The sequence below is a fragment of the Streptomyces sp. NBC_00390 genome (assembly GCF_036057275.1).
Lineage (GTDB): Bacteria > Actinomycetota > Actinomycetes > Streptomycetales > Streptomycetaceae > Streptomyces.
Genome location: NZ_CP107945.1, coordinates 4,793,257 through 4,817,090 on the forward strand (window position 1 = coordinate 4,793,257; position 23,834 = coordinate 4,817,090).

Annotated in this window: 21 protein-coding genes; 11 read left to right on the forward strand and 10 right to left on the reverse strand. The window is 69.3% G+C overall.

All coding sequences use genetic code 11. From position 1 onward, the window contains the following. Positions 1–257 precede the first annotated feature (257 nt). Positions 258–983 (reverse strand): GOLPH3/VPS74 family protein, encoded by a 726-nt coding sequence (locus OHS70_RS21080; RefSeq protein WP_328399356.1) that lies wholly within the window; start codon positions 981–983, stop codon positions 258–260. Positions 984–1,186: 203 nt separating this feature from the next. Between OHS70_RS21080 and OHS70_RS21085 the strand changes: the two genes are divergently transcribed. The 5 genes from OHS70_RS21085 to OHS70_RS21105 all read left to right on the forward strand — a co-directional run bounded on the left by OHS70_RS21085 (position 1,187) and on the right by OHS70_RS21105 (position 8,354). Then, positions 1,187–3,829 (forward strand): serine hydrolase, encoded by a 2,643-nt coding sequence (locus OHS70_RS21085; protein ID WP_443062630.1) that lies wholly within the window; start codon positions 1,187–1,189, stop codon positions 3,827–3,829. Between the two features lie 286 nt (positions 3,830–4,115). Further along, the gene (locus OHS70_RS21090; protein ID WP_443062631.1) at positions 4,116–5,963 is read left to right on the forward strand and encodes an MFS transporter; all 1,848 of its coding nucleotides are present in this window, start codon (positions 4,116–4,118) and stop codon (positions 5,961–5,963) included. Between the two features lie 111 nt (positions 5,964–6,074). Further along, positions 6,075–7,028, forward strand: coding sequence for an adhesin (locus OHS70_RS21095; RefSeq protein ID WP_328399358.1), 954 nt, complete (start codon positions 6,075–6,077; stop codon positions 7,026–7,028). A gap of 274 nt (positions 7,029–7,302) precedes the next feature. After that, positions 7,303–7,794 (forward strand): hypothetical protein, encoded by a 492-nt coding sequence (locus tag OHS70_RS21100; RefSeq protein WP_328399359.1) that lies wholly within the window; start codon positions 7,303–7,305, stop codon positions 7,792–7,794. Between the two features lie 122 nt (positions 7,795–7,916). Then, entirely contained in the window at positions 7,917–8,354 is a 438-nt protein-coding gene (locus OHS70_RS21105) for a DUF7144 family membrane protein (protein WP_328399360.1), read from the forward strand. 151 nt (positions 8,355–8,505) lie between these two features. Here OHS70_RS21105 and OHS70_RS21110 read toward each other — a convergent pair whose 3' ends face one another. Then, a complete protein-coding gene (locus tag OHS70_RS21110) occupies positions 8,506–9,639 on the reverse strand; it encodes a winged helix DNA-binding domain-containing protein (RefSeq protein WP_328399361.1) in 1,134 nt (377 codons plus the stop codon). A gap of 150 nt (positions 9,640–9,789) precedes the next feature. On the opposite strand from OHS70_RS21110, the gene OHS70_RS21115 reads away from it, so the two are divergent. Together OHS70_RS21115 and OHS70_RS21120 are read left to right on the forward strand one after the other, a co-directional pair. After that, entirely contained in the window at positions 9,790–10,119 is a 330-nt protein-coding gene (locus OHS70_RS21115; protein ID WP_328399362.1) for a DUF6233 domain-containing protein, read from the forward strand. Positions 10,120–10,127: 8 nt separating this feature from the next. Continuing rightward, a complete protein-coding gene (locus OHS70_RS21120) occupies positions 10,128–10,316 on the forward strand; it encodes a hypothetical protein (RefSeq protein ID WP_328399363.1) in 189 nt (62 codons plus the stop codon). A gap of 82 nt (positions 10,317–10,398) precedes the next feature. Here OHS70_RS21120 and OHS70_RS21125 read toward each other — a convergent pair whose 3' ends face one another. The 4 genes from OHS70_RS21125 to OHS70_RS21140 form a co-directional block, all read right to left on the reverse strand. After that, complete coding sequence (locus tag OHS70_RS21125) at positions 10,399–11,148, reverse strand: ATP-binding cassette domain-containing protein (RefSeq protein ID WP_328399364.1); 750 nt, start codon at positions 11,146–11,148, stop codon at positions 10,399–10,401. Next, positions 11,145–11,732 (reverse strand): hypothetical protein, encoded by a 588-nt coding sequence (locus tag OHS70_RS21130; protein WP_328399365.1) that lies wholly within the window; start codon positions 11,730–11,732, stop codon positions 11,145–11,147. The genes OHS70_RS21125 and OHS70_RS21130 overlap by 4 nt, the downstream gene beginning before the upstream one ends. A 2-nt stretch (positions 11,733–11,734) precedes the next feature. Further along, positions 11,735–13,018: a DUF7224 domain-containing protein gene (locus OHS70_RS21135; protein WP_328399366.1), complete on the reverse strand. Its 1,284-nt coding sequence runs from the start codon at positions 13,016–13,018 to the stop codon at positions 11,735–11,737. Between the two features lie 216 nt (positions 13,019–13,234). Further along, positions 13,235–13,537, reverse strand: a complete 303-nt coding sequence (locus tag OHS70_RS21140; protein ID WP_328399367.1) for an LPXTG cell wall anchor domain-containing protein — start codon at positions 13,535–13,537, stop codon at positions 13,235–13,237. A 171-nt stretch (positions 13,538–13,708) separates the two neighbouring features. On the opposite strand from OHS70_RS21140, the gene OHS70_RS21145 reads away from it, so the two are divergent. Beyond that, the gene (locus OHS70_RS21145; protein ID WP_328399368.1) at positions 13,709–14,413 is read left to right on the forward strand and encodes a DUF6333 family protein; all 705 of its coding nucleotides are present in this window, start codon (positions 13,709–13,711) and stop codon (positions 14,411–14,413) included. A gap of 262 nt (positions 14,414–14,675) precedes the next feature. Here the strand turns inward: OHS70_RS21145 and OHS70_RS21150 are convergent, their stop codons facing one another. The 3 genes from OHS70_RS21150 to OHS70_RS21160 form a co-directional block, all read right to left on the reverse strand. Continuing rightward, a complete protein-coding gene (locus tag OHS70_RS21150; protein WP_328399369.1) occupies positions 14,676–14,942 on the reverse strand; it encodes a hypothetical protein in 267 nt (88 codons plus the stop codon). Positions 14,943–15,057: 115 nt separating this feature from the next. Next, the gene (locus tag OHS70_RS21155; RefSeq protein WP_328399370.1) at positions 15,058–15,438 is read right to left on the reverse strand and encodes a hypothetical protein; all 381 of its coding nucleotides are present in this window, start codon (positions 15,436–15,438) and stop codon (positions 15,058–15,060) included. A 340-nt stretch (positions 15,439–15,778) separates the two neighbouring features. Further along, positions 15,779–17,428, reverse strand: a complete 1,650-nt coding sequence (locus OHS70_RS21160) for a serine/threonine-protein kinase (protein ID WP_328399371.1) — start codon at positions 17,426–17,428, stop codon at positions 15,779–15,781. Between the two features lie 748 nt (positions 17,429–18,176). Here OHS70_RS21160 and OHS70_RS21165 point away from each other — a divergent pair. After that, complete coding sequence (locus OHS70_RS21165) at positions 18,177–18,428, forward strand: winged helix-turn-helix domain-containing protein (RefSeq protein ID WP_328399372.1); 252 nt, start codon at positions 18,177–18,179, stop codon at positions 18,426–18,428. A gap of 295 nt (positions 18,429–18,723) precedes the next feature. On the opposite strand, the gene OHS70_RS21170 is transcribed toward OHS70_RS21165, so the two are convergent. Then, a complete protein-coding gene (locus OHS70_RS21170) occupies positions 18,724–20,634 on the reverse strand; it encodes a TerD family protein (protein WP_328399373.1) in 1,911 nt (636 codons plus the stop codon). Positions 20,635–21,338: 704 nt separating this feature from the next. On the opposite strand from OHS70_RS21170, the gene OHS70_RS21175 reads away from it, so the two are divergent. After that, positions 21,339–21,941 carry a hypothetical protein gene (locus OHS70_RS21175; protein WP_328399374.1) on the forward strand — a complete coding sequence of 201 codons (603 nt, stop codon included), beginning with the start codon at positions 21,339–21,341 and terminating at the stop codon, positions 21,939–21,941. A gap of 414 nt (positions 21,942–22,355) precedes the next feature. Next, positions 22,356–23,807, forward strand: coding sequence for an FG-GAP repeat domain-containing protein (locus OHS70_RS21180; RefSeq protein WP_328399375.1), 1,452 nt, complete (start codon positions 22,356–22,358; stop codon positions 23,805–23,807). Positions 23,808–23,834 lie beyond the last annotated feature (27 nt).

A 23,834-nucleotide genomic window follows, 5' to 3' on the forward strand; every position in this document is an offset into this window, starting at 1 on the left:
GGACTGCACCTCCGACTGCGTAGCTGTGCGTATCTACTGTTCAGCAGATTGCCACCAATGGTCGCCGCTGCGCTGCCAAATGGCCACACGCGCGAAGGCGTTCACTGCGCATGCGAACGCGCGGGGCAGCTTTCAGGCTGTCCCGCGCGTTCTGTGCGGCTCCCGAACCGGGTCATGGGGACGTCGGTGCGGCGGTAACTTGTGCAGTTGTCCTGCCTTTCCTGACCGTCCTGCCTGTCCTGTCCTTCCCGCCGTGCTCAGTGCGCGGCGACGCGGGCCATGCTCCCGCGGCGCGGTTGCATCGGCACAGGACCCGGCTGGCGTCCACCGCCGGGGGCAGGGCTGCGGCGCGGCTGTGCGGCCGCACCGTTCTGGACGTCCATCACGGCGTGAGCCACGAGGCCGCCCATCGGGTCGTGCCTGATGAGGTCCCGCAGGCGGGATCTCGAGGAACGCCCTTCGTTGCCGGGGTACAGGTGCTTGCCGAGACCGACCGCGTGGGCCAGCGCGGCGAGCGCCGCGGTCCGCGGGTCCGGCGGTACGCCGGTGCGGATCGCACTGTCCAGCCGGGCCCTGATGTCCCGGCTGATCGCCGTCTCCGTCGCCTGGTAGCGAGTCGTCGGCAGCACTCCGCACATCTGGCCCTCCACGGCATGCACCATGCCGCACCGCTCCAGATGCGAGAGGTAAATCTGACGGAGCCCCAGCCGGGGTCCGCCGATCCAGTGGACCGCCCGAACCGGACTGCCACGCCTGCGCAGCAGTTCCAGTGCGGAGTCCAAAGTCGGATCTCCTGTCGGCCGTGGCATCACCACGGCGATACGATCCCCGTCCGGGGCTATCCGACCTGCCAGAGCCAGCTCCACTAGCTGTGCACCGGCCAGGCCGAGGTCGAGCGACTGCGGCTGCGCTGTGGTACCCGTCGTCGGGTCCAGAGCGAGCAGCAGAAGCTCTTCCGGAAGTGTTCTGCGGCTCTTGCCCATCCATGCCTCCCCGCGTGGATGAATGACAGGGTGACCCCTCTCACATTGGTCTGTCGAGAGTGCCCGGGTGCTTTGTCAGGGAACCGGAGGTATGTCGTTCTCGTCTAGCACGGGAGTCAAGCACTCAGACAGGACACTGGTAGAGGCTTCGGACACCACGGGTCGTCGGCTGACGGCGCTCGTAACGACATGGAGGAGGCACGGTGGCGGGCGAGTCCCCCGACAGGTCGGAACAGGGGAAGTCGTCGGGGGAGACGACTCAGGGCGAACGCGACCCGCGACTCGCCGTGTTCCGTCAGGCGACCCCGAGGACCGAACCGGTGGACCAGCCGACGGCGGTCTTCACGACGCGCCCGCGCGACGCGGAGCCCGACTCCTCTGCTGCCTCCGCCGATCCGGCCGACGAACCGGCTCCGTCCGGGAACGACGCACGGCTGCGCGCGGCGGTTGCGGCCTGGGTGGCCACGGCGGACGAGAACGAGGAGACTTCGGCGCCGGCCGAGGAAGCGTCGGCCGCCGATGAGGCTGCCGGGACGCCGGAGGGGTCCGCCACGGACGCCGGGGCGCCCGGGGCGGCTCCGGTTGCCGGCGAGCGCGATTCCGGCACGGGGGCGCAGACGGAGCCGGAGTCGGCCTCGGACGGCGACGCGGTGACCTCCGGCGACGTCACAGCCGGCACCACCGCCGATGACAACACCGCCGACGAGGCGTCCGCGGAGACGGAAGGTCCGGCCGGGCCGGCTCCTCGCAAGAGCGCCTCTGCCGCGGACGAGGACGCTTCGGAGGCGGCCACCTCGGCGCCGGACGAGCCGCCCGCCGACGAGATGACCTCCGCAGAACCCGAAGCGGAAGCCCCCGAAGCCTCTGAAGCGGCGCGTGAGCCCCTCACGGAGGCCGAGGGCCCCGCTGAGCCGGTGGAGCCCGAGGAGGCGCCTGCGGACGCCGACGAGGCCGCTCGTGCCACGGTCCCGGCCGACGCCGGCGCGGACGCGGAGGCAGATGCGGAAGCCGAAGCGGAAGCCGAGCCCGGGCCCGGCTCAGCGTCGTCGAGCGACCGCGGCGACGCGTCCGACGCGGCCGATGACGCCGACCGGACCGGCTCCCAGGACGCCGCCGACGGCTCCGACGACGAACGTCCCCGGCCTTCCTGGGCCCAGAAGAAAGCTTCCTCGGATTCCGGCGAGGGTGGCGAGGGCGACGAAGAATCTGCGAACGCAAAGCCCGCACGCGGTCCCGTCGATCAGCCCACGGCCGTCTTCAAGTCGCTGCGGCGGCCCGCCGTCGACCAGCCCACCACCGCGCTCAAGGTGCCTCCGGTACCCAAGCCGGCACAGTCCGACAAGCCCGCGCGGCCGACGCCCGAGCCCGCCGAGGGCGGGTCGAAGGCCCGTCGCGACAGTACGTTCGTGCCGCTGCGACGCGACGACGCGCAGGCATCCGCCCCTGCGGCCCCCAGACCCGCGACCGCGGAGCCCGCGGCCCCCAAGCCCGCCGCCGAGCCGGCCGCGCCCGTCTCGCTCGCCGAGTCCGAGCGCACCAAGCAGCAGCCCATGCCGCCGCTGCCCCCGCTCGACCTGCTCGCCGAGCTCACCAACACCCCGCCGCCGCCCCAGACCCCCGTCCGCACGCTGGTGCGACGCGTCAAGATCTGGACTCCGCTGGCCGTCCTGGTGCTGATCATCTTTGCTGTCGTGCAGCTTGTGCGTCCGCTGCCCGAACCCCAGTTGGGGCTCTCGGCCCAGGAGACGTTCACCTTCGAGGGCGGACAGCTCAGCCTTCCCTGGCCCAGTGAGGGCCAGGGAGCGGCAGAGGTCGTGGGTGTCGGCAGCCTCGGGACGTACGGCGCCCAGAAGCCCGCCCCCATCGCCAGCGTCGCCAAGACGATGACGGCGTGGGTGATCCTCCGCGACCACCCCATCACGGGCAAGGAGGTCGGCCCGAAGATCACCGTCGACAAGCAGGCCGAGGACGAGTCGAAGATCGACGACGAGTCCACGGCGGCGATCTCGCAGGGACAGCAGTTCACCGAGAAGCAGATGCTCCAGATGCTGATGATCCCGTCCGGGAACAACGCGGCGCGTCTGCTGGCCCGCTGGGACGCCGGCTCCGAGGCCAAGTTCGTCGAGAAGATGAACGACGCCGCCAAGGACCTCGGTATGACGGGCAGCACCTACACCGACCCGAGCGGTCTGAAGGCCAGCACCGTCTCCACTCCGCAGGACCAGCTCAAGCTGGCCAAGAAGGTCATGGAGAACGACATCTTCCGGGAGATCGTCAACACGACCCAGACCACGGTCGACGGCCTCGCCAAGCCGATCCGCAACAACAACGACCGCGCCCTGCTGCTGGACGGTGTGGGCGGCATCAAGACCGGTTCCTCCACCCCGGCCGGCGGCAATCTGCTCTGGGCGGCGAACGCCCTGGTCGACGGCAAGCCCCGCCGCATCGTCGGGATAGTGATGGGTGCGCAGAACGCCGACCAGCTCTGGAAGAAGCTCGAGCTGGCGATCGACTACAGCATCGAGGTCATCCAGGCGGCCCAGCAGGGCGTCACCTCCACCACGGTCGTCAAGAAGGGCGATGTCGTCGGCCATGTCGACGACGGTCTCGGCGGCCGTACCCCGGTCGTCGCCACCAAGGACCTCAAGGCGGTCGGCTGGGCGGGTCTGAAGGTCCAGATCAAGATCTCTGGCGGGAACGCCAAGATCCCGCACACGGCCAGGGCGGGCACGGAGGTCGGCGAGGTCACGGTCGGCTCGGGGCCGGGCAAGGTCTCCGCGCCGGTCGAGCTCCAGCGGGACCTGGCGGAGCCCGGTCTCGGCGCCAAGCTGACCCGGGTCGGATAGGCCGTGTCCGGCCCATAGCGCCGTCCGCTCCCAGGGCGGGGTGTGCGGCGTCCGGTGCGTGCCGGGCGTCGCGCACCGGCCGGGACGTCTCCGACACGGCCGGGCCGGAAGGCCCCTGGCACACTCCGCGGGCGTCCCGGGCGACCGGGACGCCCGCGTGTTAGCGTCCCGACGCAACCTCACCGCTATGAATCACGTCTTCAAAGCGATGAAACGCGTCCTGAACGCCGGGCGCCAGTGCGGAGGACGACAGCACGGGAAGACGGGAAGACGGGGAGAGCCGCAGGTGACCACCGCCGAGCCGACGCACAGGAGCGGCACCAGCGCCGGGCCGCGAATACGAGTTCCCGCGCAGCCGCAGTCCGGTGGCCCGAGGGAACCCGTGGCTCCCACGGGGCCCGCCGCCCCCGGGTTCGCGCGCGGCCTGCGCGACCGGCCGACGCGTCACCCCGTCGCCTTCACGACGGCCGTCGCCGCGCTCGCGCATCTGCTGTGGTTCTTCCTCGGCGCGAACAGCGGCGGCGACCTCGCGGCCCAGGACGCCTGGGCCGAGTTCGTCGGCCGCCATCCCGACTCGGCGTACAACCTCGCCTGGTACGGCGGGATGCACCCGGTCTCGTACAGCGTGGTGTCCCCGTATGTGATGTGGGCGCTCGGTGTGCGTACGACGATGATCGTCGCGGGCACGGTCTCGGCCGCCCTGACGGCGCTGATCCTGGTGCGGGTGCGGGCCGTCCGCAATCCCGTCGCCTGCTCGCTCGCCGGCGTGTTCGCGTTCCTGTGCAACGCGCTCTCCGGCCGGGTGACGTTCGGCCTCGGCATGATGTTCGCGCTCGGCTCGGTCGCGGCCGTGTTCTGCTGGCCGTACCGCTGGCGTACGCGGCGCTGGGCGAAGGCCGCCGTCGCCGTCCCGTTCGCCGGACTCGCCACCGCGGCGAGCCCGGTCGCGGGCCTGTTCCTCGGGGTCGTCGCCGCCGCGCTGTTCCTGAACGGCCGTCGCCCGGGCGCGTACGCCGTCGGCCTGGCCCCCGTCCTCGTCGTGGCGTTGTCGGCCTGGCTGTTCCCCTTCTCCGGTACGCAGCCGATGTCGATCGCGACGCTGTCGCTGCCGTTCCTGTACGGGGTGCTCGTTCTCGTCCTCGTACCGAAGCCCTGGCGCACCGTGCGCACGGCTGCCGCGGTGTACGCCGTCGGCACGCTGCTGACGTGGGTGTTCGACTCCCAGATCGGGTCGAACGTGTCGCGGCTCGCCATGCTCTTCGCCGGTGTGGTGCTGCTCGCCGCCCTCCCGTACGCGGTCCCGCGCTCCCGCAAGTGGTACGCGCTCGTGGTCGCGGTCGCGGGGCTCAACTTCTGGATCGGCTTCAAGGGCGTCGACGACATCGTGCGCACCGCCCCGACGGCCTCCTGGCACCGTGAGCTCGCGCCGCTGGTCGACCGCCTCCAGGAGGCGCACGCCGAACGCGGCCGGGTGGAGGTCGTCCCGGCGTCCAGCCACCGCGAGGCGTCCGCGCTCGCCCCGTACGTCAACCTGGCCCGCGGCTGGAACCGCCAGGCGGACATGAAGCGCAACCCACTCTTCTACGACGAGGAGAACGTCCTCACCGCGGAGAGCTACCGCGCCTGGCTGGACCGGTGGGCCGTGCACTACGTGGTGCTGCCCGAGGGGGCGCCCGACTCCAGCGGCGCGGTGCGCGAGGCGGAGCTGGTGCGCGAGGGGCAGCCGTATCTGAAGCGGATCTGGGGTGACTCCAACTGGCAGCTGTTCGCCGTCAAGGACCCCGTGCCGCTGGCCACCCCGTCGGCCACGGTGGAGGACGCGGGCCCGGACGGGATGACGATCCGGGTGGAGTCGGCGGGCCGGGTGCTGATCCGGGTGCCGTACTCGCCGTGGCTGAGCATCGTCGACGAGGACGGCAAGAGCGTGGCGGCCCCGCAGGAGACGCTGGCGTCGCAGCAACGCGAGGACGGACCGAGGGACTTCGTCAATCTGCACGGGTGTCTGCTGCAGGCGGACCAGGACGCGGAGGGCGACGAGTGGACCGAACTGCTCGCGCCCCGGCCGGGGGTGTACAGACTGGCCGCTCCGTACCAGCTGCTGCGCGGAACGCCCTGCCCCGATGAACTGCGGTAGCCCTTACCCGCGTTAACACCTACCTGGACCCTGGACCCTGTTGCATAGTGGGACCGCCCGGCCTGTGATGCAGGCATACCGGGCAGTCGGTCTACTGGTGTCAGGTGCGACATGGCATGCGAACGATGCGGCGGGGACAGTGCACTGCTGTTGCCCGGAATGACCTGCCGCTGCGGAAAGACGGCCGCTGCGAGCGACCCCACGGCGGCGTGGCACGGCCCGGCCGCGAGGCCGACCCTGCTGATGCGGGTCGCCCGGCTGTCCAGGACGGGAAGAGTCCTGCTGGCCGCGGGAGTCGGGCTGACGGTGCTGGCGCTCGCGGCCACAGCGGTGGGGCTGTCCGGGGGTGAGCGGGAACCGGCCGCCGAGGCGTCCGAGGGCCGCGACGGCGTACCGGGCGGCGCCAGCGACCTGGGCGACATCGGCGGTCTGGGCGGAGCACCCCAACGTATCCAGCCCACCACACCCCCTTCGGTCGATCCCTCCGAATCGCCGTCGCCGACCGCGTCCCCGCCGAAGCGCCCGGGCGGCGGGGCGGAGCGCTCGCGCAGGGTTTTGTACTCGGCCTGGGCCGGGCCCGGTTGCAGCGGAGGCGGACGGTACACCGAGAACGGCCGTTTCCGCGACGGCTTCGACGGCTGGTACACCGTCAACACGGGCGGTCACAGTGGCAACGGCTGTGACGGCCGCTTCACCGCCGTCCCGATGTCGGGCAGCCGCACCAAGGACAAGGACGGCAGCGCCACCTGGTCCTGGTACGTGGGCAGCGGATACGAGACGTGCTCGGTCTCCGTGATCATCCCCAAGGCCCCGCGCCCCGAGGACGTGGCCGGCGCACCGACGACGTACAACGTGCTGGCGGACCCGGACGACGCGGACAGCACCATCAAGTCCTTCGAGATCGACCAGGTGGAGCTGCGGGGCAGGGGCGCGATCGTGGAGAAGATTCCGGTACGGGACCAGCAGCTCACGATCCAGTTGGTCGACCGCGGGCAGAACCGGGGCCAAGGCCGCGAATCCCAGCATCATGCGGCCGCTCAGATGCGGGCGGACTGCCGGGTCTGACGGGCGAGTTCGGGGTCACGGAGGCCGAACCCGGGGTAACTTTCCGTGATTCGTTCCTGGTCATGTGTGATGCCTCCCGGTCGGTACGACCTTCCTGCATAGTGTCCGCCAACGGTTTGTGAGGGATGCGGGTGTGCACTACGGCACACCCGCAAGAACTGTTTCAAAGAGGTGCGTTGTGGATGCCGTGCGGGTGCGAGGCAGGCACCGCCCGAGTGATCGGGGCTGGACGATCGCGGGGCGCCTGGCCCTGCCGCCCCGGGTGGGGAAGCCCGTGCTGGGCACGGGGGCCGCGCTTGCGGTCGGCGCGCTGGTGACCAGCCTCGTCCTGGTGGCGGGCGGCGCCGGCACCGGCAGTGCCGCGGTCGAGCCGACGGCCCCGCCGGTGGACATGGAACTCGGAGGCCGCCCGAACCTGATCGTCCCGGCGGCACCCTCGGGCGACACGCCGTCCGCGAGCCCTGTCGCCGGCCCTTCCGCGCGCGAGCGCACCTCGAAGCCCGTACCACCGGCTCCCCGCGCGGAGCAGCTCCCGACGCGGACCCCCTCGTCGGCCAGGGGCAATGCGCCGGCCCCGTCCCGCTCGCTCCCGCCGGCCGGGACCGTCGTGCCGACGCTCCCGCAGCCGGACGCGGACTGCTACGGCGACTTCGGTGGCGACGGCGGTGGCGGTGGGGGCCGTGGAGGGCACGGCGACCGCGACTACGACCACGACTACGACTACGACTACGGCGATCGCGACCCCGACGACCCCGACTGCTGGTGACCGAGGGCCGGGCTGCAGGGAAATCGTTACGCATGGGGGTGCGCAGTAGCGGAAGGCCGCACCCCACCCCGGCGGCTCATCACCTGTTGCGCCGCCTCCGACTGCCCGGTGTGGTGGGATGCATGCAGTCAGAATCAGTCAAATCGGACGCCTCGGCCGTGCCACCGCTCGAGCGATCGCACTGGGTGGCGTTCGCCGGGATCCTTCTGATGCTGAGCGGCCTGTTCGACATCATCAATGGTTTCGTCGCCCTGCTGGACCACGGCTACTACGAGACGACCGCCGATCACGGCAACCGGCTGCTCCTCTTCAACTACGCCGCCTGGGGCTGGGTGTGGACCATCGTCGGTATCGCGCAGATCCTGGCCGCCCTGGGAGTGTTCGTGGGCTCGAGGGCCGCGCGGATCACCGGCATCGCGCTGGCCGCCGCCTGCATGGTCGGCCAGCTGATCTTCCTCTCCGCGTTCCCCCTGTGGTCGGTGATCACCATGGCCCTGTCCGTGCTCGTCATCTACGGACTTGTCTCCGTGCCACGGCACCTTCCCGGTGAGCGGGTCTGACCAGGAGCGAACCCGCGGTGAGGCATCGACCCGGACACCCTCGGGCCGTCCTTGCGCCAGGAACCTGGGAGGATGCGCATGCGCATCGCACCCGCATCGACAAGATCCTGAGCGAGAACGGCTTCGAGGGCTCGAGCGACGAAGCCGCTGGTCACAGCATTCGTACCTCGGCCTCGGGGAGCTTTGCCCACCAGTGGTGGTAACGGCTGTAGACCGCCGCCTCGCGGTCGCTGAGGAGGGCCGTCAGGGATTGGGCCTCCGCGGCGAGTCCGTCCCAGACGGCGGGTGGCAGGGGGTGGAAGGCCGTGGCCTCGATGCCGCCGTCCGCCGGGCGCCACACCCCGGCGACATGGCCGTCCACCAGCAGGGTGGGCAGTACGTCGCCGTTGCGCCGGATCACCCAAGGGCGGTAGGCCGGGGATATCACCCGGCTGCGGTCCGCATAGGCCAGCAGAATGCTGTCCCACATGGCCATGAGCCGGGGCGGGGCGGGGGTTTCGGCGGCTGGCCGGGAGGCGCCCGGGAGGTCGAACAGCGGGCCGCCGTCCGGCCCCTGGAGCTGCTCGACGGCCCCGTCCAGAGCGCGGAGCGCCGCGCGGACGGGTGCCCGCGGCACCATGGCGAACTGCGCCACGTCCGCGACCGACGCGGGCCCGAAGCCCGCCAGATAGCGCAGGATCAGGGTCCGCAGCGCCAAAGGCTCCACCGTCCGGCCCGCGGGCACGGGACCGGTTCCGGCCGCGACGAAGGACGGCCGGAGGCCGAATGACCACGGCGCGTCCGTCGGGGCGTGGTGCAGCGGCGCGTACGCCTTCAGCCCCCACCACGCCGCGTCCTTCTTCTCGGCACCGAGCCGCTCCTCGGCCCACGCCTGCATCTCTGCCGAGGTCCGGGGCCGACGGGCGAAGGCCAGGAGCTCCGGCACCAGCTCGTCGGCGTCCGCGGGGGTCAGCCCCGCGACGGCGAAGCGGGGGCCGAGCCGGGAGGCGTACAGCGTGGGCTGCATCGCCGCACGGAAGGCCGGGTAGTCCTCAGCGTGCACGGCGTGCAGGGTGATCCGCATCAGGGTCGCCTTGACCACCGACCGCCCGGTGAAGGCGGCGTCGAGCTCGGCCGGGGCGAAACCGGTGAGCCGGTTCCACAGGGCGAGGTACGGCGAGGCCGGGTGCTGCGCCTGGAGCGCGACCACGCGCCGCACTCCGTCGGGCACGGTCAGCGGTTCACGTTCCAGCAGCAGCTGGCGGCTGAGGGTCGCCCGGTTGAGTGCGCGCGCGCTGATCGTCACAGCCCAGGATTCTGCCCTGCCCGGCGTCCGTCAGTGCCTCGTGCTCCGAGTTCGGTGACACGGCTCGGCGGCGCCGTGTTCACGGTTCGCTGTCATCGGACCCCCCGCTGCGGTGCACCGGAACAGGTCCTCGAGCATATACTCGAACATGTGTCCGAGTTGCCGCCTGACCTGCCACGTCTCCGCACCGTGGAGACCTTTCTGCGGCTGCAGCTGGCCGCGGTGCAGCGGGCCATCGTGCGGCAGGAGCAGCAGGCCGCGATCCACCGCCGCAGTCCGCTCCCGGACGTCGTACCGGACTGGATGCTGGAGCGCGGCATCGGCCAGGGCGCGCCCCCCGTCGCGGTACACATCGGTGGCTGCCACATGGCCGGGAAGCGGACCGAAACACTGGAGCGGGACCAGGCGGTACGGGCGCTGACCGACGGAGTCGAAGCCTGCAGCCACTGCCGGCCGGACACGGCACTCGGACTGCTGTGAGTGGCCCTGTGACGGAGGGCTCCGGCGCCCGGCGCGCGCCGGCCGGTGACATGGCCGACTCGCCCGTGATCACGGGCCTGCGCGTCATGGGCGGCCGGCTCTGCCTGGAGGGCACAGCGGCCGGCGCAAAGACCGACGTCGAATTCTTCGCAGGTCCCGAGTCCGGCCCGTTCAAGCCTGGAGGGCGGAAGCGGTGACCACCGCGCGGCAGGTGCGCCGACGCTTCCCCCTTCAGGGCCCTGGCGCCGACGGGGGCCGGGAACCAAAGGTGCCACGATGTCAGCGCGAGCCCTCCAGCCGCATGAGGACGGAGTACGCCGACTCGGCCCGGCGAGCCGGTGTGGCTTCCGGGTGTGCGTGGTCGAGGAAGCTCTGGGTCCCGCCGTGGTGGCGGACCCGGCCGCCGTCCATGAGAGTGACGGTGTCGGCTTCGTCGGCCAGGTCGGCGACGTCATGTGTCGACATGAGCACCGGGGTCTTCGCCGCGACCTCCCGCAGCACGTCACGGAAGACCGTGCGCTGGTGTGGGTCGAGCCCGGCCGTCGGCTCGTCCAGCAGGATGACGCGCGCGTCGTGGGCAAGGGCGCAGGCGATACCGACACGGCGGAGTTGGCCCCCGGAGAGCCTGGCCGTCTTCCGCCCGGCCTGCTCGGCGAGGCCGACCTGGTCGAGGGCGGCTCCGGCGCGCTCCCAAGCCTGCGAGCGGCTCTCGCCCTTCAGCCAGGCGACGTATGCCACGTACTCGCGGGCGGTCAACTGCCGTGAGGTGGGCACCCGCTGGGGCAGCCAGGCCACGTGGCGGCGGTATTCACGGCTGGCGGAGGTGAGGTCCGAGCCGCTGAACAGGACTCTGCCCGCCTTCGGCTCGACCGTGCCGGCGAGAAGAGCCATCGTGGTGGACTTGCCCGCCCCGTTGGGGCCGAGCAGGATCGTCAGCCCTTGACCGGGGACCTCGTAGGTGAAGCGATTCAGGACAGGGCGAATCCAGCGGTGATAGCTGAAGGTGACACGGTCGAGCAGCAGAGTCATCGGTCGGTCCTTGGTGCGAAGCAGATGAGGGAGAGAATCCCGGCCAGAAAGACAACGGCGGCGCCTACGCCGGCATGCGCGACATGGGCCTCCTCTGTGACGATCACCCACGGGTAGGGGTCATTGCGGCTGCGGCCCCCGAGGAACATGGAGTGAATCATCCAGAAGACAGGGAGCAGGGTTGCGCGGTGTCCGAGCAACGGCCAGGCGCCCAGGGCGAGTCCGCAGAACAGCAGGTTGTTGCGCGCTGCTGTCCACATGACGTCCGGGCCGAGGGGAGACATCGCCATGGCCACCACCGTCACCAGAAGCGCGAAGCCGGCGACCAGCGTGATGTCGCTCGCGTCGAGTCGGCGGACGGCAGATCGTTCCACGGAGGGCATCCGCCTTTCGAGGCAGACGACCAGGGCGACGCAGGGGATGAGGCAGAGGAAGTTGCTGAGCTCCGTCGGTATCGAGTAGTTCCCCAGGAATGCGGGGAAGACGAGCACCACATCCACGGTGAGCCCGACGCCCAGGACGAAGGCGAGCAATGCACCGGGCAGCAGACCCAGGGCTCCTCGCTGGCGCAGCCACCAGATCATGTTCACCCACCTGCCCGGCAGGCATGCCGAAGCCGCTCGGCGTACCAGGTCTTCTGCTCCTGCGGTGGAAGCCTGTTCACCCTGGCCATCTCGGCGAGGAGCTGTTCCCTGCTCTTCCCTTGACTGAACCCCTGGGTCTCACGGGACAGCCAGGCAAGGTACTCACTCTCCACACCCATCGTCCGGGCGGCCCAGAGGGTGTTGTGGTGCAGAGTGTCCCAGTCCGGTTTCTCGCAGGGCATCCCGACGACGGCAATGGCGATGTTCTCCCGAAGGGCCTTGTCCGCATTGCCGGGCACGAGGTCGAGTGTCCAGTGCTCTCCCCTGGTGTCGAGCTGCTGGACATCGGCCACGGTGAGGTCGGTGATGCGGGTGGGCTTCTCGGCAATGATGCCCTTGGCCTGCAATTTGCCTGTCATCTCGGCCAGTTCGGCCTGAATCTCCCCGATGTGCCGGGAGCCGGCTGACGGCAGACAGACCTCAGGCGTGCCCCCCTCACAGGTGAGCGGGGCCAGGCCCCTGGCGGCTGGAGCGATCGAATGCCAGTCCTTGGTGATGCCGTATGCACCGAGCAGGCCACCCACTGCGATCGCAAGGGACGTGGCGACAGAGGTGACGTGGATACGCCGGGGCCCTGCCAGTACGACGCAGGCAAGTGCCAGACAAACCGTCGGCAGAACCGCTGCTGCCGTCATGGACAGCGAATACGCCTCACCGAACCCCACCCAGCCGATGGACCCGGTGACATGGTGCGCCCAGTAGCTGTCCGTCCCCAGCGGGAAACTGATCCCGACGAAGATCACCACGGCTACGAGCGGCGCAGCGTACAGCGCATGGAGTCGGCGCCCGATCACGAATCCGATGACCGCATGCGCGGTGAGCAGGACGACGACGATCCCCATCAGCTGCAGCACATACAGGTCGGGAAGGACGCCGACCACCCACAGCCCACCTGCCGTGACGCCGGCTGTCAGGACCGACAGGGACAGTACGGCGATGAGGACGGGCTGGACCGCGATGCGCCAAGTGGCGCGTGCGGCACCCAACTCCCAGGTACCGAGGGCGCGAAGTCGTGTCGCCTCCACAGCGGCAAGGCCCGCCACGGCCGCGGCGGCCATCGGGACCGGGGCGTGCATGGCGTACGACGCGGCCTGTGCGGGCCAAGGCACCGCAATGAGCTGCTCGATGTTCCGGGTGCTCGTGAGGAAGACATAGGTGAAGAAAAGGCCGATCACGGGGAAAGCCGGCACGGCTGGATGCGTGCGAAGTGCGGAGAAAAGGCGCATGAAGCCTCGCAGGGAGAACAAAGCCGGACCGCCGCACGCCGTGCGGCGGCCAGGCAGGATGAGTCGGCCATGGTCGGGGCCACGTTGACCTCGCCGACAACGATCATGCAAGCCCCGCACCCCGAACCGGTCCCCGGCCCCGGCTCCTGAAAGGCTGCGGCCCCGCGTCCCGTAGTGACGGGACGGGGCCGGAGCCGTTCGAGCGCTTTGTCAGCGCTACTCCCGCGTGCCGGCGTGGCGGCGCTTCCACCACACCAGGCCGCCGCCGACGGCCGCGAGCGCCGTGGCGAGAGAGGCGATCAGGCCGACGGGGGTGTCGGAGCCGGTGTCGGCGAGGTCACCGTCCGGGTCCTTCCCACCCTCGTTGCCGCCGGTGACCCGCCCGGGTCCGGTTGGTGAGGCGGGGTCGGGTCGGGCCTGCCCGGGTCGGTCGGCTTGTCCGACGGCTTGCCCGGGTCGGTCGGCGTCGGGTCCGGCTTGCCGCCGCCGTCGCCACCCCGCCCGGACCCTTCGGAGCAAGCCTTGTCCCTCATCGGTGGGGGCTGATGGGACCGGGGTGGGGCGGCGTGAGTCCCCGTGACATGTCACCGCCAAAGAGCACCCTAGAGGCTCAACTCCTCGTCAGATCAAGTCATTTGACGGAGTGTCGTCTCAGCCGTGTCGGACGAGTGCCTGCCCTACCATCGCCCCATGACCCCGAACCGCCCCCTCGCCTGGCGCCACGGCCTCACTCAGATCCTGCGCATACATCCCCCCGTCCCAGCCGCCTACGACCAGCACACCATCCGAAAGGCCCCGCCCCACGACACGCAGCGCGCCCGCCGGACAGTCCTGGAACTGCCCACCGTCGCTGGTATCGCCGAAGAACATCCCCCCATGCTCCGCCGCAGAATCGGCTACCCCTCGACCGCTGACGATCTCGACTTCGTCACCGTCGGCTGCTGGGGCAGCGCCGTCCACATCACCGACCCCGCCTTCGGCGACAACGGCGTGGACACCTTCAACCTCGACGACGCCTTCGACGCCCAGACCAAGGCCCACCCCGAGGCACGGATCATCGCCGCCGTCGAGATGGGCTCCTCCGCCGTCTACGGCAAATACCTCGCCCACGTCCCCGGCGCCCCCCGCCTCAGCGCGGACGGCTGGGACGAGACATACGTCAGCGGCGACCCCGTCCACATCCTCGGCGTCTGCGGCATCGACCCAGGCGGCCCCGGCACCGAGACCCTCGACTTCGACAACCCCGAGTTGCTCGTGTGGAGCGACTACCTGAACCTCATCACCTGCGGCCTGTACGCCACCTACATCACTGAGAGGCTTCAGGTGTCGGTCTTCCGTGTCACCCGGACCGAAGACACCAGGGAGAGCATCGAAGAGGTCTGGCACTCCGAATGACCGCCCGCATCGCCGTCGACCTCGCCCTTGCTGCGTAAGCGGTAGCTGCTCCCTCCTGTGGGACCGGGATCCTGCGCACGTCGGAGTTTCGTAATAGCCGGTCCACCGCATCTGACACTCGCCGAGCAGGCTCCGCTCGTGTTCCTCGTGGCCGGCCTCACTGGCAGCAGCAACGAGCTCCTCGTACTGCTCGACCGATGGACGGTCTGTGTCGAAGTGGTGCACCACGCGACTGAGTGCCAGAGGGCGCAGGGTGCCGTAGTCAGCGATACCGGACGGCGTCGGCGGGGCATCTGTGACAACAACCCTGTCGATGTCGAGGATCGTATGGGTGCTTGCCTTCTGTCCCCATGAACTCCTCGTCCTCGTACAGGTTCTCCAGGCTTCGGTAGCGGGCACCGTCGCCGTACTCCTCCTGAAACACCCTGGCCTGCAAAGTTGCCAAGGCCGCCTCGACATTGCCGTCGTACCTGGTGACGTAGTCCCATCCGCTGGCACCCATCGAGCCACCCTCCCTGAAGATCGTCAACGGCCGAACGGTAGCGGCGGGGACTGACAACACCCCGGCTCGGCGCCGGGCTCAGGCCGGCTTCCCGGATCGAGGTGTCCAGAGGATGGCCGACCGCAGGACGCAGACAGGCCCTCTAGCCGGCTGCTGGGTCTGCGGCCTTGTTCAGGCGGGCGATTTCGGCAGTGAGCTCGCTCGTCATGATGCTGCTCCTGCCGCTGGTGAGGAGTACCGCTCCCGCGACAGACACGGGCACCGACAGTCCGAGGATGCCGAGCAGTTCGGGCCAGTCCCGCTGAGCAGCGCACGGCTGGCGGAAGCTCGATCCCGAGTTGGCTGTGGGGCCGTCTGTGAACAGCCGCGACTCGCACATGCCACGGTCGGAGTCGTACGGCAGGAGCAGCAGTACAGCGAACCACAGCCATAGTGCGACAGCGGCAGCGAGCAGTAGAAAGCCCCATGCCTCGGCCCGCTTCGCGCGTGCCCGAAAACGTATGTCGTACGCGAGCGAATTCATGGCGCATGAAACTACCAGGCCACATCGGCCGGGGTGTTCGTTCCCGGGTGGGGCTCGCGACCGTCTCGCACGGGGCCGGTCTGCCGTGGGGGCCACCGTCGACCACGCGCCATCCACAGCCCACATCAGCAGCCCGTTGCAGACGCCCCGTCAGCTCATTTGCCGGCCGGCCGGTCCCGGTCCATTTCCTCCATCGAGGAAATGGACTCCGTGTTCAACGCGTGAGTGCCCTTGCGCCGGGCGAAGTCCCACGGCACCCACGGCGAAGTCATCGGCCATCGTGCGGTCCGCGACCAGCCATTGACGCCGGGATCACCAGCTCCGGTTGAACCACGCGCGTCTATCCGTGCTTTGTCCGTGTGGGGGAGAAACTCTCACGAGCCGCATCGAAGTGTCTTCGGATGTCGGGGACTGCGCTGTCGGGTCCGGTGGCCCAGAAGTCGTAAGTCCGCCCGTTCTTGGTGTACCGCAGATCGATCGAGCGACGGCGAACGCCTGAGGCGGTGTCGTACCAAGTGAACTCCCAGATGGCGGCAGGTGCACCGTTGTGCTCGAGCCGCTCCAGGCGGACTCGCCGGTATTTCGGATAGTCGCCGGCCGTCGAGGTGCCGGTGCCGTCGTTGTCCTGTGCCGAGAGTTCGGCATACGGGTCCCCCTTTCCGTCAGGCGGATTCAGATGGACGCCGAGCCCATAGGCTTTGTCTGCCGAGTAGTAGAAGATGCGGCGCTTGTCCGCATACGGTCCGGTCCAGTCTTTGCCGATCTCCACGGTGAATCCGGCCGGATCGCTGATCGCGCGGAACCCCGGGCGGGCGGCTGTCGGTGAAACCGACGGTGTGGCTTGGCTGCTGGGGGGAGTCTGGAACCGTTCGGCCAGCAGGGGAGGCACGGCATAGACACCTGCGGCGGCGAAGGCGATGACCGTCGAGCCTATGAGTGCACGGGTGATCCAGCGGCGGGAGGAGCGACCGGGAACCTGTGCCAGGTCCGTGCCTTCGGGCCGGACGGGTCTTTGCCGGTCGGCCGCAGGAGCGGTGGGCCGGCGTTCCTCGGAGGCCATACCGGTTCCGAACTCGGATCGCCGCCGATTGCCGGGGACACGAGCGGATGCGGCTCTAGGGGTCGGCGCCTTGGTGCGGAGTGTGAGTCCGTGTGGCGGCGGCGTGTCGGGGCGCGCGGCGGCAATCAGCAGGGACCGGGCCGCTGATGCCGTGATCCGCTGCGCCGGGTCCTTGGTGAGCAGGCCGTCGATGACCTCGCTGAGGGGACCGGCATTGCGGGGCGGGTCGTACGTGCCGTCGAGCACGGCCTGGAGGGTTGCGAACTCGTTGTTGCGGCGGAACGGAGAGCGTCCCTCGACCATTTCGTAGAGGGTTGCTCCCAGGGACCACAGATCACACGCCGGTACCGCCCTCAGTCCCTGGACGCGTTCCGGCGACAGGTACTCGAGTGTGCCGATCATCGCGCCGGGCACGGTCAGGGTGTCGGCGCCGGCCACGGAGGCGATGCCGAAGTCGGTGAGAACGGTGCGGCCGTCCGGCCGGGCCAGCAGAAGATTGGACGGCTTCACATCGCGGTGCACCACACCGGTCGCGTGGGCCGCGATCAGCCCGTCCAGCGCCTCGCGGGCGATGCGAGCCGCATCGCCGACCGCCACACGGCCGTCGGCCATTTCCTCCGAGAGGGAACGTCCCGCCACGAGCTCCATGATGATCCACGGCCGGTCGTCGTCCATGACGACGTCGTGAATCTCGACCACGTTCCGGTGCTGGACCAGTGCCGCAGCCCTGGCCTCCCGCAGCGCCCGCTCCGTCCGTCGACGCCATTCTTCGGGGTCGAGATCGACGCGCGCCCGGATCTCCTTGACCGCGACCGCACGCCCCAGCTTCACGTCCTGGGCCGCCCATACCGCGCCCATGGCTCCGCGTCCGATCAGCTCGTTCAGCTGATAGCGGCCCGCGGCCAAGCCCCGAACTTCCGGTTCGGCCATTCCCCGTCCCCCACGCCCGCTGTGCTCCGTGGCCATGCCGGGACTGTTACCTGCCGTCAGGCCTTCGATCTCCCGAGATTCTGCCTCAATACACCGAACCAGTGTGCCCGGGGTTGTACACAGGACCGGCTCAGCGACAGCACCCGGCGAATCCAGGAGCGGTTTGGCTCCCCACCGATTGCCGGTCTCCACTGTTGGGTTCGGGTTCAGCGCGGCCACCGGAGTCTGATCGGCACCCGTCATGCCCGGCAGCAGGTTTTTCCTGGCCAGACACTGTGCCCCGGCAGGATTCGAACCTGCGACACCCGCTTCAGGAGTTCAACCATTTGAGCAGTTCGCCCTGGGACCCAGGCTCATGGCGGGGGTTGTGCGTGCTCGGCAAGTGCTATCGCGCTGCCCTCCCCGGGCGACGGCGCTCGGAGAATAACCTGAGGCACGTAGATATGACGGGAGTCATTTCCGCGGCAAGCCCGGGCAACCAACCCCCAGCGCCGTGCGCGGGCGGCCCGAGACCCCCAGACCAAAGATGCGCAGACCACGCGGGCCGCAGCAGGGAAACTGAACAGGCGCAATCCGCACGCTCGGCGCGCCCCCCTTGCAGGTGATGAGCGGTTGCCGTTACGTCCCCGGCGAAGGGGGTGAGACCGGGAGCGCCTGTGCGGCCAAGCGCGTGTTGGAAGCACGCGTAGCGGTCCGGGCCCAGGCGCGATCGAGTGCACCTCGAGGAGATCGGGAACCCCTTATCCGGGTGGACGCGGCCCCACCCCGCAATCTGGCCCCCTGGGAAACGATCGCCCAGGAGCTCACCGAAGCCATCAAGGACGGCACCCTGCTTCCCGGCGAGGAAGTCCCCACGATCGGCGACATCGCCCAGGCCCACGGAGCCTCCGTCGGCACCGCCCACCGCGCCTTCGCCCAGCTCAAGCAAGCCGGCCTGATCGAGGTGGGCCGAGGCCGCCGAGCCGTCGTACGCAGCCACCACGAGAAGAGGCTGGAGTGAGTAGCTGGGACGGGCGACGCTGGCACTCCTACCGTTTCGGCACCTGACGGGACGCAGGGGAGATGCCCCGGCCGACGGGTGTTCTGCCACTGCCTGAGCGTTGAGAAGGGCGCTTGGCATCTGCGGGTGGCACCCCTGGCGTGAGCTGGTACGTAGTCCTGCTACTGCTGCTGATTCCGCACTTCGACATCCATTCGACTGCGGCGGCCAGCGTGCATCCCCGCCATTGAGTCCACGTCACCGGGCCTGACCCAGACCCAGGGGACGCGCAGGCCTCTGCCTCCGGCACCGTCGTTCAGTCGGCGATGTCGACCCCGTATCCGCGTACCAGGACATCGAGGCCGTGGTCGTAGCCCTGGCCCACGGCGCGTAGGCGCCAGACCGGACCCCTGCGGTAGATCTCCGCGAGCAGCATGGTGCGCTCGGTGGTGGCTGCATCCAGGGTGGCCCGGGCAAGAGGGGCCCCGCTGCTGCCAGGGGCCGCACCGATCTGGATCGCACCGACCGTGCCGAAGGTGGCGGCGCCGTCGATGGCCGCAGCGACGACGACCTTGTGCGTCGCGGGCGGCAGGGACGCGAGGTCGAGGGCGATGGTCTGTTCGGCCGGGCCGCCGGTCAGCAGCCGCACAGTTCCGGCCGGGCTCTCCGGAGCTCCGTAGAAGATGAAGTCCCCGTCGAAGGTGACCTGTTCGTCCTCGTCGAGGAGGAAGGCGACGACGTCGATCTCGTAGCCGGACTGCGGGGCCCAGCCGGCGGTGACGTACCACTCCGGCGCGGGTCTGCCGTGGGGCATGGGCAGGTCGATGACCCCGCCTCTCGGCATCACGTGCGGCTCCTGAAGCCGTGGAGCCGCCTCGGACGGGGAAGCGGCGGTCGGAGCGGTGAGCCAGTGGAGGTCGTGCACGGGGAGCCCGAGGGCGGTGATGCGGCTCATGCGCCGGTCGCCCTCCCCTCCCGGCAGGAGCACGACGTCGGTGACGCTGGCGGACAGGTTGACCGCCGCGGACCCGCCCAGCCCGACGATTCGGGTACGAGTCGCCGCGGCATCGGCATGGGCACCACCGAGCACCAGCACGCGACGCCCGGCCAGAGGCTTGTCCAAGGTGCCGACGGAGGGCTCCGGTCGACGCGGAGCGGGTACTGACACATCGGGGGCGGCCGTAGGGAAGGCTGCTGCCTCCGGAACGGGTGCGGCAGAAGTCGTGGTCGGCACCGGCTCCACGGGTCCGACGACTGGTTCTGCTTCCGGCTCAGCCACCGGGACGACAGCGACGGCCGCCGCCTCATGCGCTGTCCCCGGCCGTACGTCGGCCAACAGCCGTAGGAAGGTGTGCTCGTCGATGACCGGCACGCCTTCGGCGAGCGCGCGTCGGGCCTTCGCTGAATCGGACGCCGGTTCATTGGTGACCAGCACGCTGGTGTGCCGGCTTACGGAGGTCATCATGTTCAGCCCAGAGGCAACCGCCCGCCCGACCAGCTCCGCTCGGGCATGGGCGGTCTCACCGGTGATCGCGACCTTCATCCCCTGCTGGAGAGGCCCGCCGGGTGCCGGCCGTCCCGGATTGCGGTACGCGCAGGGAGTCTTCGGCGGCCTCGGCGTGAACGGGGACTCTGCCCGGGGCGGGCAGGTCACCAGCGGTAGGGGCAGATCGAGCCGCGCTGCCTCGCGCAGGGACGCCCGCAGGATCCCGGCCAGCACACGGGTGTCGTGCAGCGCATCGTGAGCACGCTGCTGGGGGACGCCGTAATGGGCGGCGAGGGTGCCGAGCTTCATGTCGTCCGTCGGCGGATCCACCTGGCGATTCAGAGCCAGGGTGCACAGCCGCTGCGACACCGGCAGCCACATCCGCGCACGGGCGAACTCGTAGGCCAGGAAGTCGTAGTCGAACTGGGCGTTGTGGGCGACCAGGACCCGGTCCTGGAGCATCGCTCCGATCCGCCCGGCGACCTGGTCGAAGGTCGGCGCCCCATGCAGTCGCTCGACGGTCAGCCCGTGCACCTCCACCGGCCCCGGATCGCAGCCCGGATCGAGCAGCGTCGAGAACTCCCCGGTCTGCTCGCCGTCCGGACCGATCGTGATCACCGCTACGGACACTACGCGGTCTCGCCGAGCTATGAGCCCCGAGGTCTCCACATCGATCAGGGCCCAGTCGTAGGCGTAGTCGCCCATGGAGGGCACGTCCAAGGAGGTGGAGACGAGACTCATGGTGGCAAGGATGATGCGATATGCAGCCCTCCTTCAACCTGCATGACGATTTGCCCTCATCTGGACGGTCGTGGCGAGGTGGTCGTCTCGCGCCGACCGCAGAGAGACCGCACCGGAATTTCGGGAAGTTCTCGGGAAGAACACCGCCAAGGACCGGACAAAATCGTCTCCAGCAGGACTCCCGCCGACTTCACCAGGGGGTCCTCCGCCCCCGTGCAACCACTCCGCCGGACTCGAAGAACTGGCCCTGACCAGCAAAAACGCCCTCACAAAGGGAGGGCGGAGAGAGGGCGCCCCCGGTAGGACTCGAACCTACGGTCAAGCGCTTAGAAGAGACTGATCGCGTTCAGGGTGGTCACGGCTCTGACCTGCTGCTTAGGGTCGCAAGCGGCGTTCGCCGCAGCCATCGCTACCGCTCATCCACCGGAGGGCAAGATTCCGCCCCTCCGGTTGACTGCCGCGGGAGTGCGGGAGGGAGCGGGGACCTCCGGTGCCGGTCCTCAACACGCTTTCCAACTGTTGGTGCCTCGCTGAGCTGCGTGCGGGGACGCTGACCGGCGTTCCTGGGCAACTGGCCGACTGGCTGACGTCTGGCTTGCGTCCGATCTGAACGGGGCTGAACGTAGCTGAATGAGGCGGAAACTGAGACTGAGCCCGTGCCCAACTCGGGTGACGGCGGGGCCCGGTGGCGTTAGCGTGAAGCGATGATCAGCAATGAGGGGGTACGCCTTGGTGCGGAGGCCGCACGGTGCCTGGCACAGACAGGTCTCTATCAGTTCGAGCCTGGGCTGACCGATGCCGAGTTCGCGCGCATCGAGGGCGAGTACGGCTTCGAGTTCGCGGTCGATCACCGTGCATTTCTTGCGGCAGGTCTTCCGGTCAATGTTCCTCCCGAGGCGGGGCAGGCTTGGTCCAAGCCTTGGCCTGAGTGGCGCAGCGGGGATCAGGACAGGTTGCGCGATCAGCTCGGCTGGCCGGTCGAGGGTGTTCTGCTCGACGTTGAGCACAACGGGTTCTGGTACGTGGCCTGGGGTGAGCGTCCGGTCGATGATGCGGCTGCACTGGCCACGGCACGGCGCCATCTTGCAGATGCGCCGGTGTTGGTTCCTGTGTACGCCCACCGGTACCTTCCCGCCGGCCAGGGGAGTTTTGGGCATCCGGTGCTCTCGATGTGGCAGACCGACATCATCTACTACGGGCTGGACTTGGTCGACTACATACACCAGGAGTTCGACGAGGCACGGGGTGACGTGGACGAGAGCTGGAACCCGAGAGCAACCGTCCCCTTCTGGCGGGACCTACTCTGACTCCTTGGGGGCGGACGGAGCAGCGCGCTCTGAGCTTGGGAATCACCTGGCTGAATCGGGAGACTGCAGCCGTGACCTGGGGAAGCAGCCGTCAGCTGACTACGAGAGACGCGAACGGCTGACCGCTGTTGACCGGTGTGCCTCGGTCGTTCTGGCATGCATCTGGCACGGCCCAATGGGATGCACCCCATCGTGATCCTGTCTCGTCGGCACTTCTCGGGTGCCATCAATGCCTCCTACGACCGACTCGCTCACCGATCTCAAAGATTTCCTGGACTCCCGTACAACCTGTGGGGTCCCATGAGGGTCGCTTGTGCAGGAACTACGGGATCGCCGACGGCTACCCCGCCGGCACCACGGTCAACTACGCCCCCCGCGTCGGCTCACTCCTACCTGTCCCAAGTCAGAAGGCACATGAACATCAGACACCCGCTCGGCATTACCCTCGCCACCGCGACAGCGGTGGCCCTCGCCGGCGGTCTCCTCACCTTGGTTGCGACTCCCGCGGCGGCGGTCACAGCGAAGTACGCGGACGACTTCAACGGCGACGGGTACCAGGACCTCGCCACCGCTGCCCTCGGTACCACTGTGGACGGCGCGAAATACGCGGGAGCCGTGGTCGTCAACTACGGCTCGGCATCGGGCATCAGTGCATCCAACCGCAAGGTGATCACCCAGAACACGACCGGGATTCCCGGCTCTGCCGAAGACAATGACTACTTCGGTGCCGCCCTCGCCTCCGGCGACCTCAACAACGACGGCTACGCCGATCTCGTCGTCGGCGCCCTGGGTGAAGACGTGGGGGACGACACCAACGGCGGAACGGCCGTCGTGATCTGGGGAAGCACATCGGGCCTCTTCGGTGCCCGAACCATCGCTGACCCCAACGCGTCCGGGCACGACTGGTTCGGGAAAGCGCTGGCCATCGGTGACTTCAGCGGTGACGGCAAGGCTGACCTCGCCGTCGGCAGCTCGGGCAAGGACATATGGATCCACAAGGGCGGCTTCACCAAGTCGTCCGGCGCCGCCTCCCGGTACAAGCTCACCACGCCCCTTCAGAGCGGTTCCCATCACGGTGCCGAGTCGCTCCTCTCAGGCGACGTGAACTGTGACGGCTCCGACGATCTGGTGGTCAACGGCACGTACAACCCCGACACGTCGCACATGCACTACGCGACCCTGGTGTACCTGGGCTCAGCGTCGGGCCTGGCTTTCCAGGACGTGCTCGAAAGCGACAGACAGGCGGCCCTCGGCGACATCAACGGGGATGGCTACGACGACGTGGTCACCAGCGCCTGGTCGGGCGGCGCCGGCGGAGACAACCTCGGCGGCTCCATCACCACCTATTTCGGCGGGGTTGAGGGCATCCGCACCGACGCGGTGCAGACCATCGAGCAGGACACCCCGGGCGTGCCCGGGGCCGACGAGTGGGACGACGACTTCGGCCACGCCCTTTCGCTCGGCGACATCGACGGAGACGGCCTCGATGACGCGGCCGTCTCCGCGTTCAAGGAGAGCATCGGCTCCGCCACCCTCACCGGCAGCGTCACGGTGTTCCGCGGCACGCCGGCCGGGCTGTCCGCCTCCGATGCCAGGATGTTCCACCAGGACACTGCCGGGGTCCCCGGTGCCAACGAGGACAACGACCGTTTCGGTTCCTCTGTACGGCTCTCCGACCTCAACAGGGACAGCTACGCGGATCTGTCCGTCGGCGCCGAGGGAGAGAACGGCGCCGACGGAGCCCTGTGGAGTCTGCGTGGTTCGTCATCAGGCCTGACCACCAGGAACGCCATCAGCTTTGGAGCCTCCTCCGTGGGCCTTCCGACCTCCGGCTACCCAGAGCTCGGACGCGGAATGCTTCGCTGACGCTGAAAGCTGGTCACCCCTGCGTCG

What these genes read in the sequence shown, in the direction of transcription:
- OHS70_RS21080 (WP_328399356.1), bottom strand. Translation starts at nt 983, where the DNA reads ATGGGCAAGAGCCGCAGAACACTTCCGGAAGAGCTTCTGCTGCTCGCT.
- OHS70_RS21095 (WP_328399358.1), top strand. Translation starts at nt 6,075, where the DNA reads ATGGCATGCGAACGATGCGGCGGGGACAGTGCACTGCTGTTGCCCGGA.
- OHS70_RS21105 (WP_328399360.1), top strand. Translation starts at nt 7,917, where the DNA reads ATGCAGTCAGAATCAGTCAAATCGGACGCCTCGGCCGTGCCACCGCTC.
- OHS70_RS21125 (WP_328399364.1), bottom strand. Translation starts at nt 11,148, where the DNA reads ATGACTCTGCTGCTCGACCGTGTCACCTTCAGCTATCACCGCTGGATT.
- OHS70_RS21130 (WP_328399365.1), bottom strand. Translation starts at nt 11,732, where the DNA reads ATGATCTGGTGGCTGCGCCAGCGAGGAGCCCTGGGTCTGCTGCCCGGT.
- OHS70_RS21135 (WP_328399366.1), bottom strand. Translation starts at nt 13,018, where the DNA reads ATGCGCCTTTTCTCCGCACTTCGCACGCATCCAGCCGTGCCGGCTTTC.
- OHS70_RS21145 (WP_328399368.1), top strand. Translation starts at nt 13,709, where the DNA reads ATGACCCCGAACCGCCCCCTCGCCTGGCGCCACGGCCTCACTCAGATC.
- OHS70_RS21155 (WP_328399370.1), bottom strand. Translation starts at nt 15,438, where the DNA reads ATGAATTCGCTCGCGTACGACATACGTTTTCGGGCACGCGCGAAGCGG.
- OHS70_RS21160 (WP_328399371.1), bottom strand. Translation starts at nt 17,428, where the DNA reads ATGGCCGAACCGGAAGTTCGGGGCTTGGCCGCGGGCCGCTATCAGCTG.
- OHS70_RS21170 (WP_328399373.1), bottom strand. Translation starts at nt 20,634, where the DNA reads ATGAGTCTCGTCTCCACCTCCTTGGACGTGCCCTCCATGGGCGACTAC.
- OHS70_RS21175 (WP_328399374.1), top strand. Translation starts at nt 21,339, where the DNA reads ATGATCAGCAATGAGGGGGTACGCCTTGGTGCGGAGGCCGCACGGTGC.
- OHS70_RS21180 (WP_328399375.1), top strand. Translation starts at nt 22,356, where the DNA reads ATGAACATCAGACACCCGCTCGGCATTACCCTCGCCACCGCGACAGCG.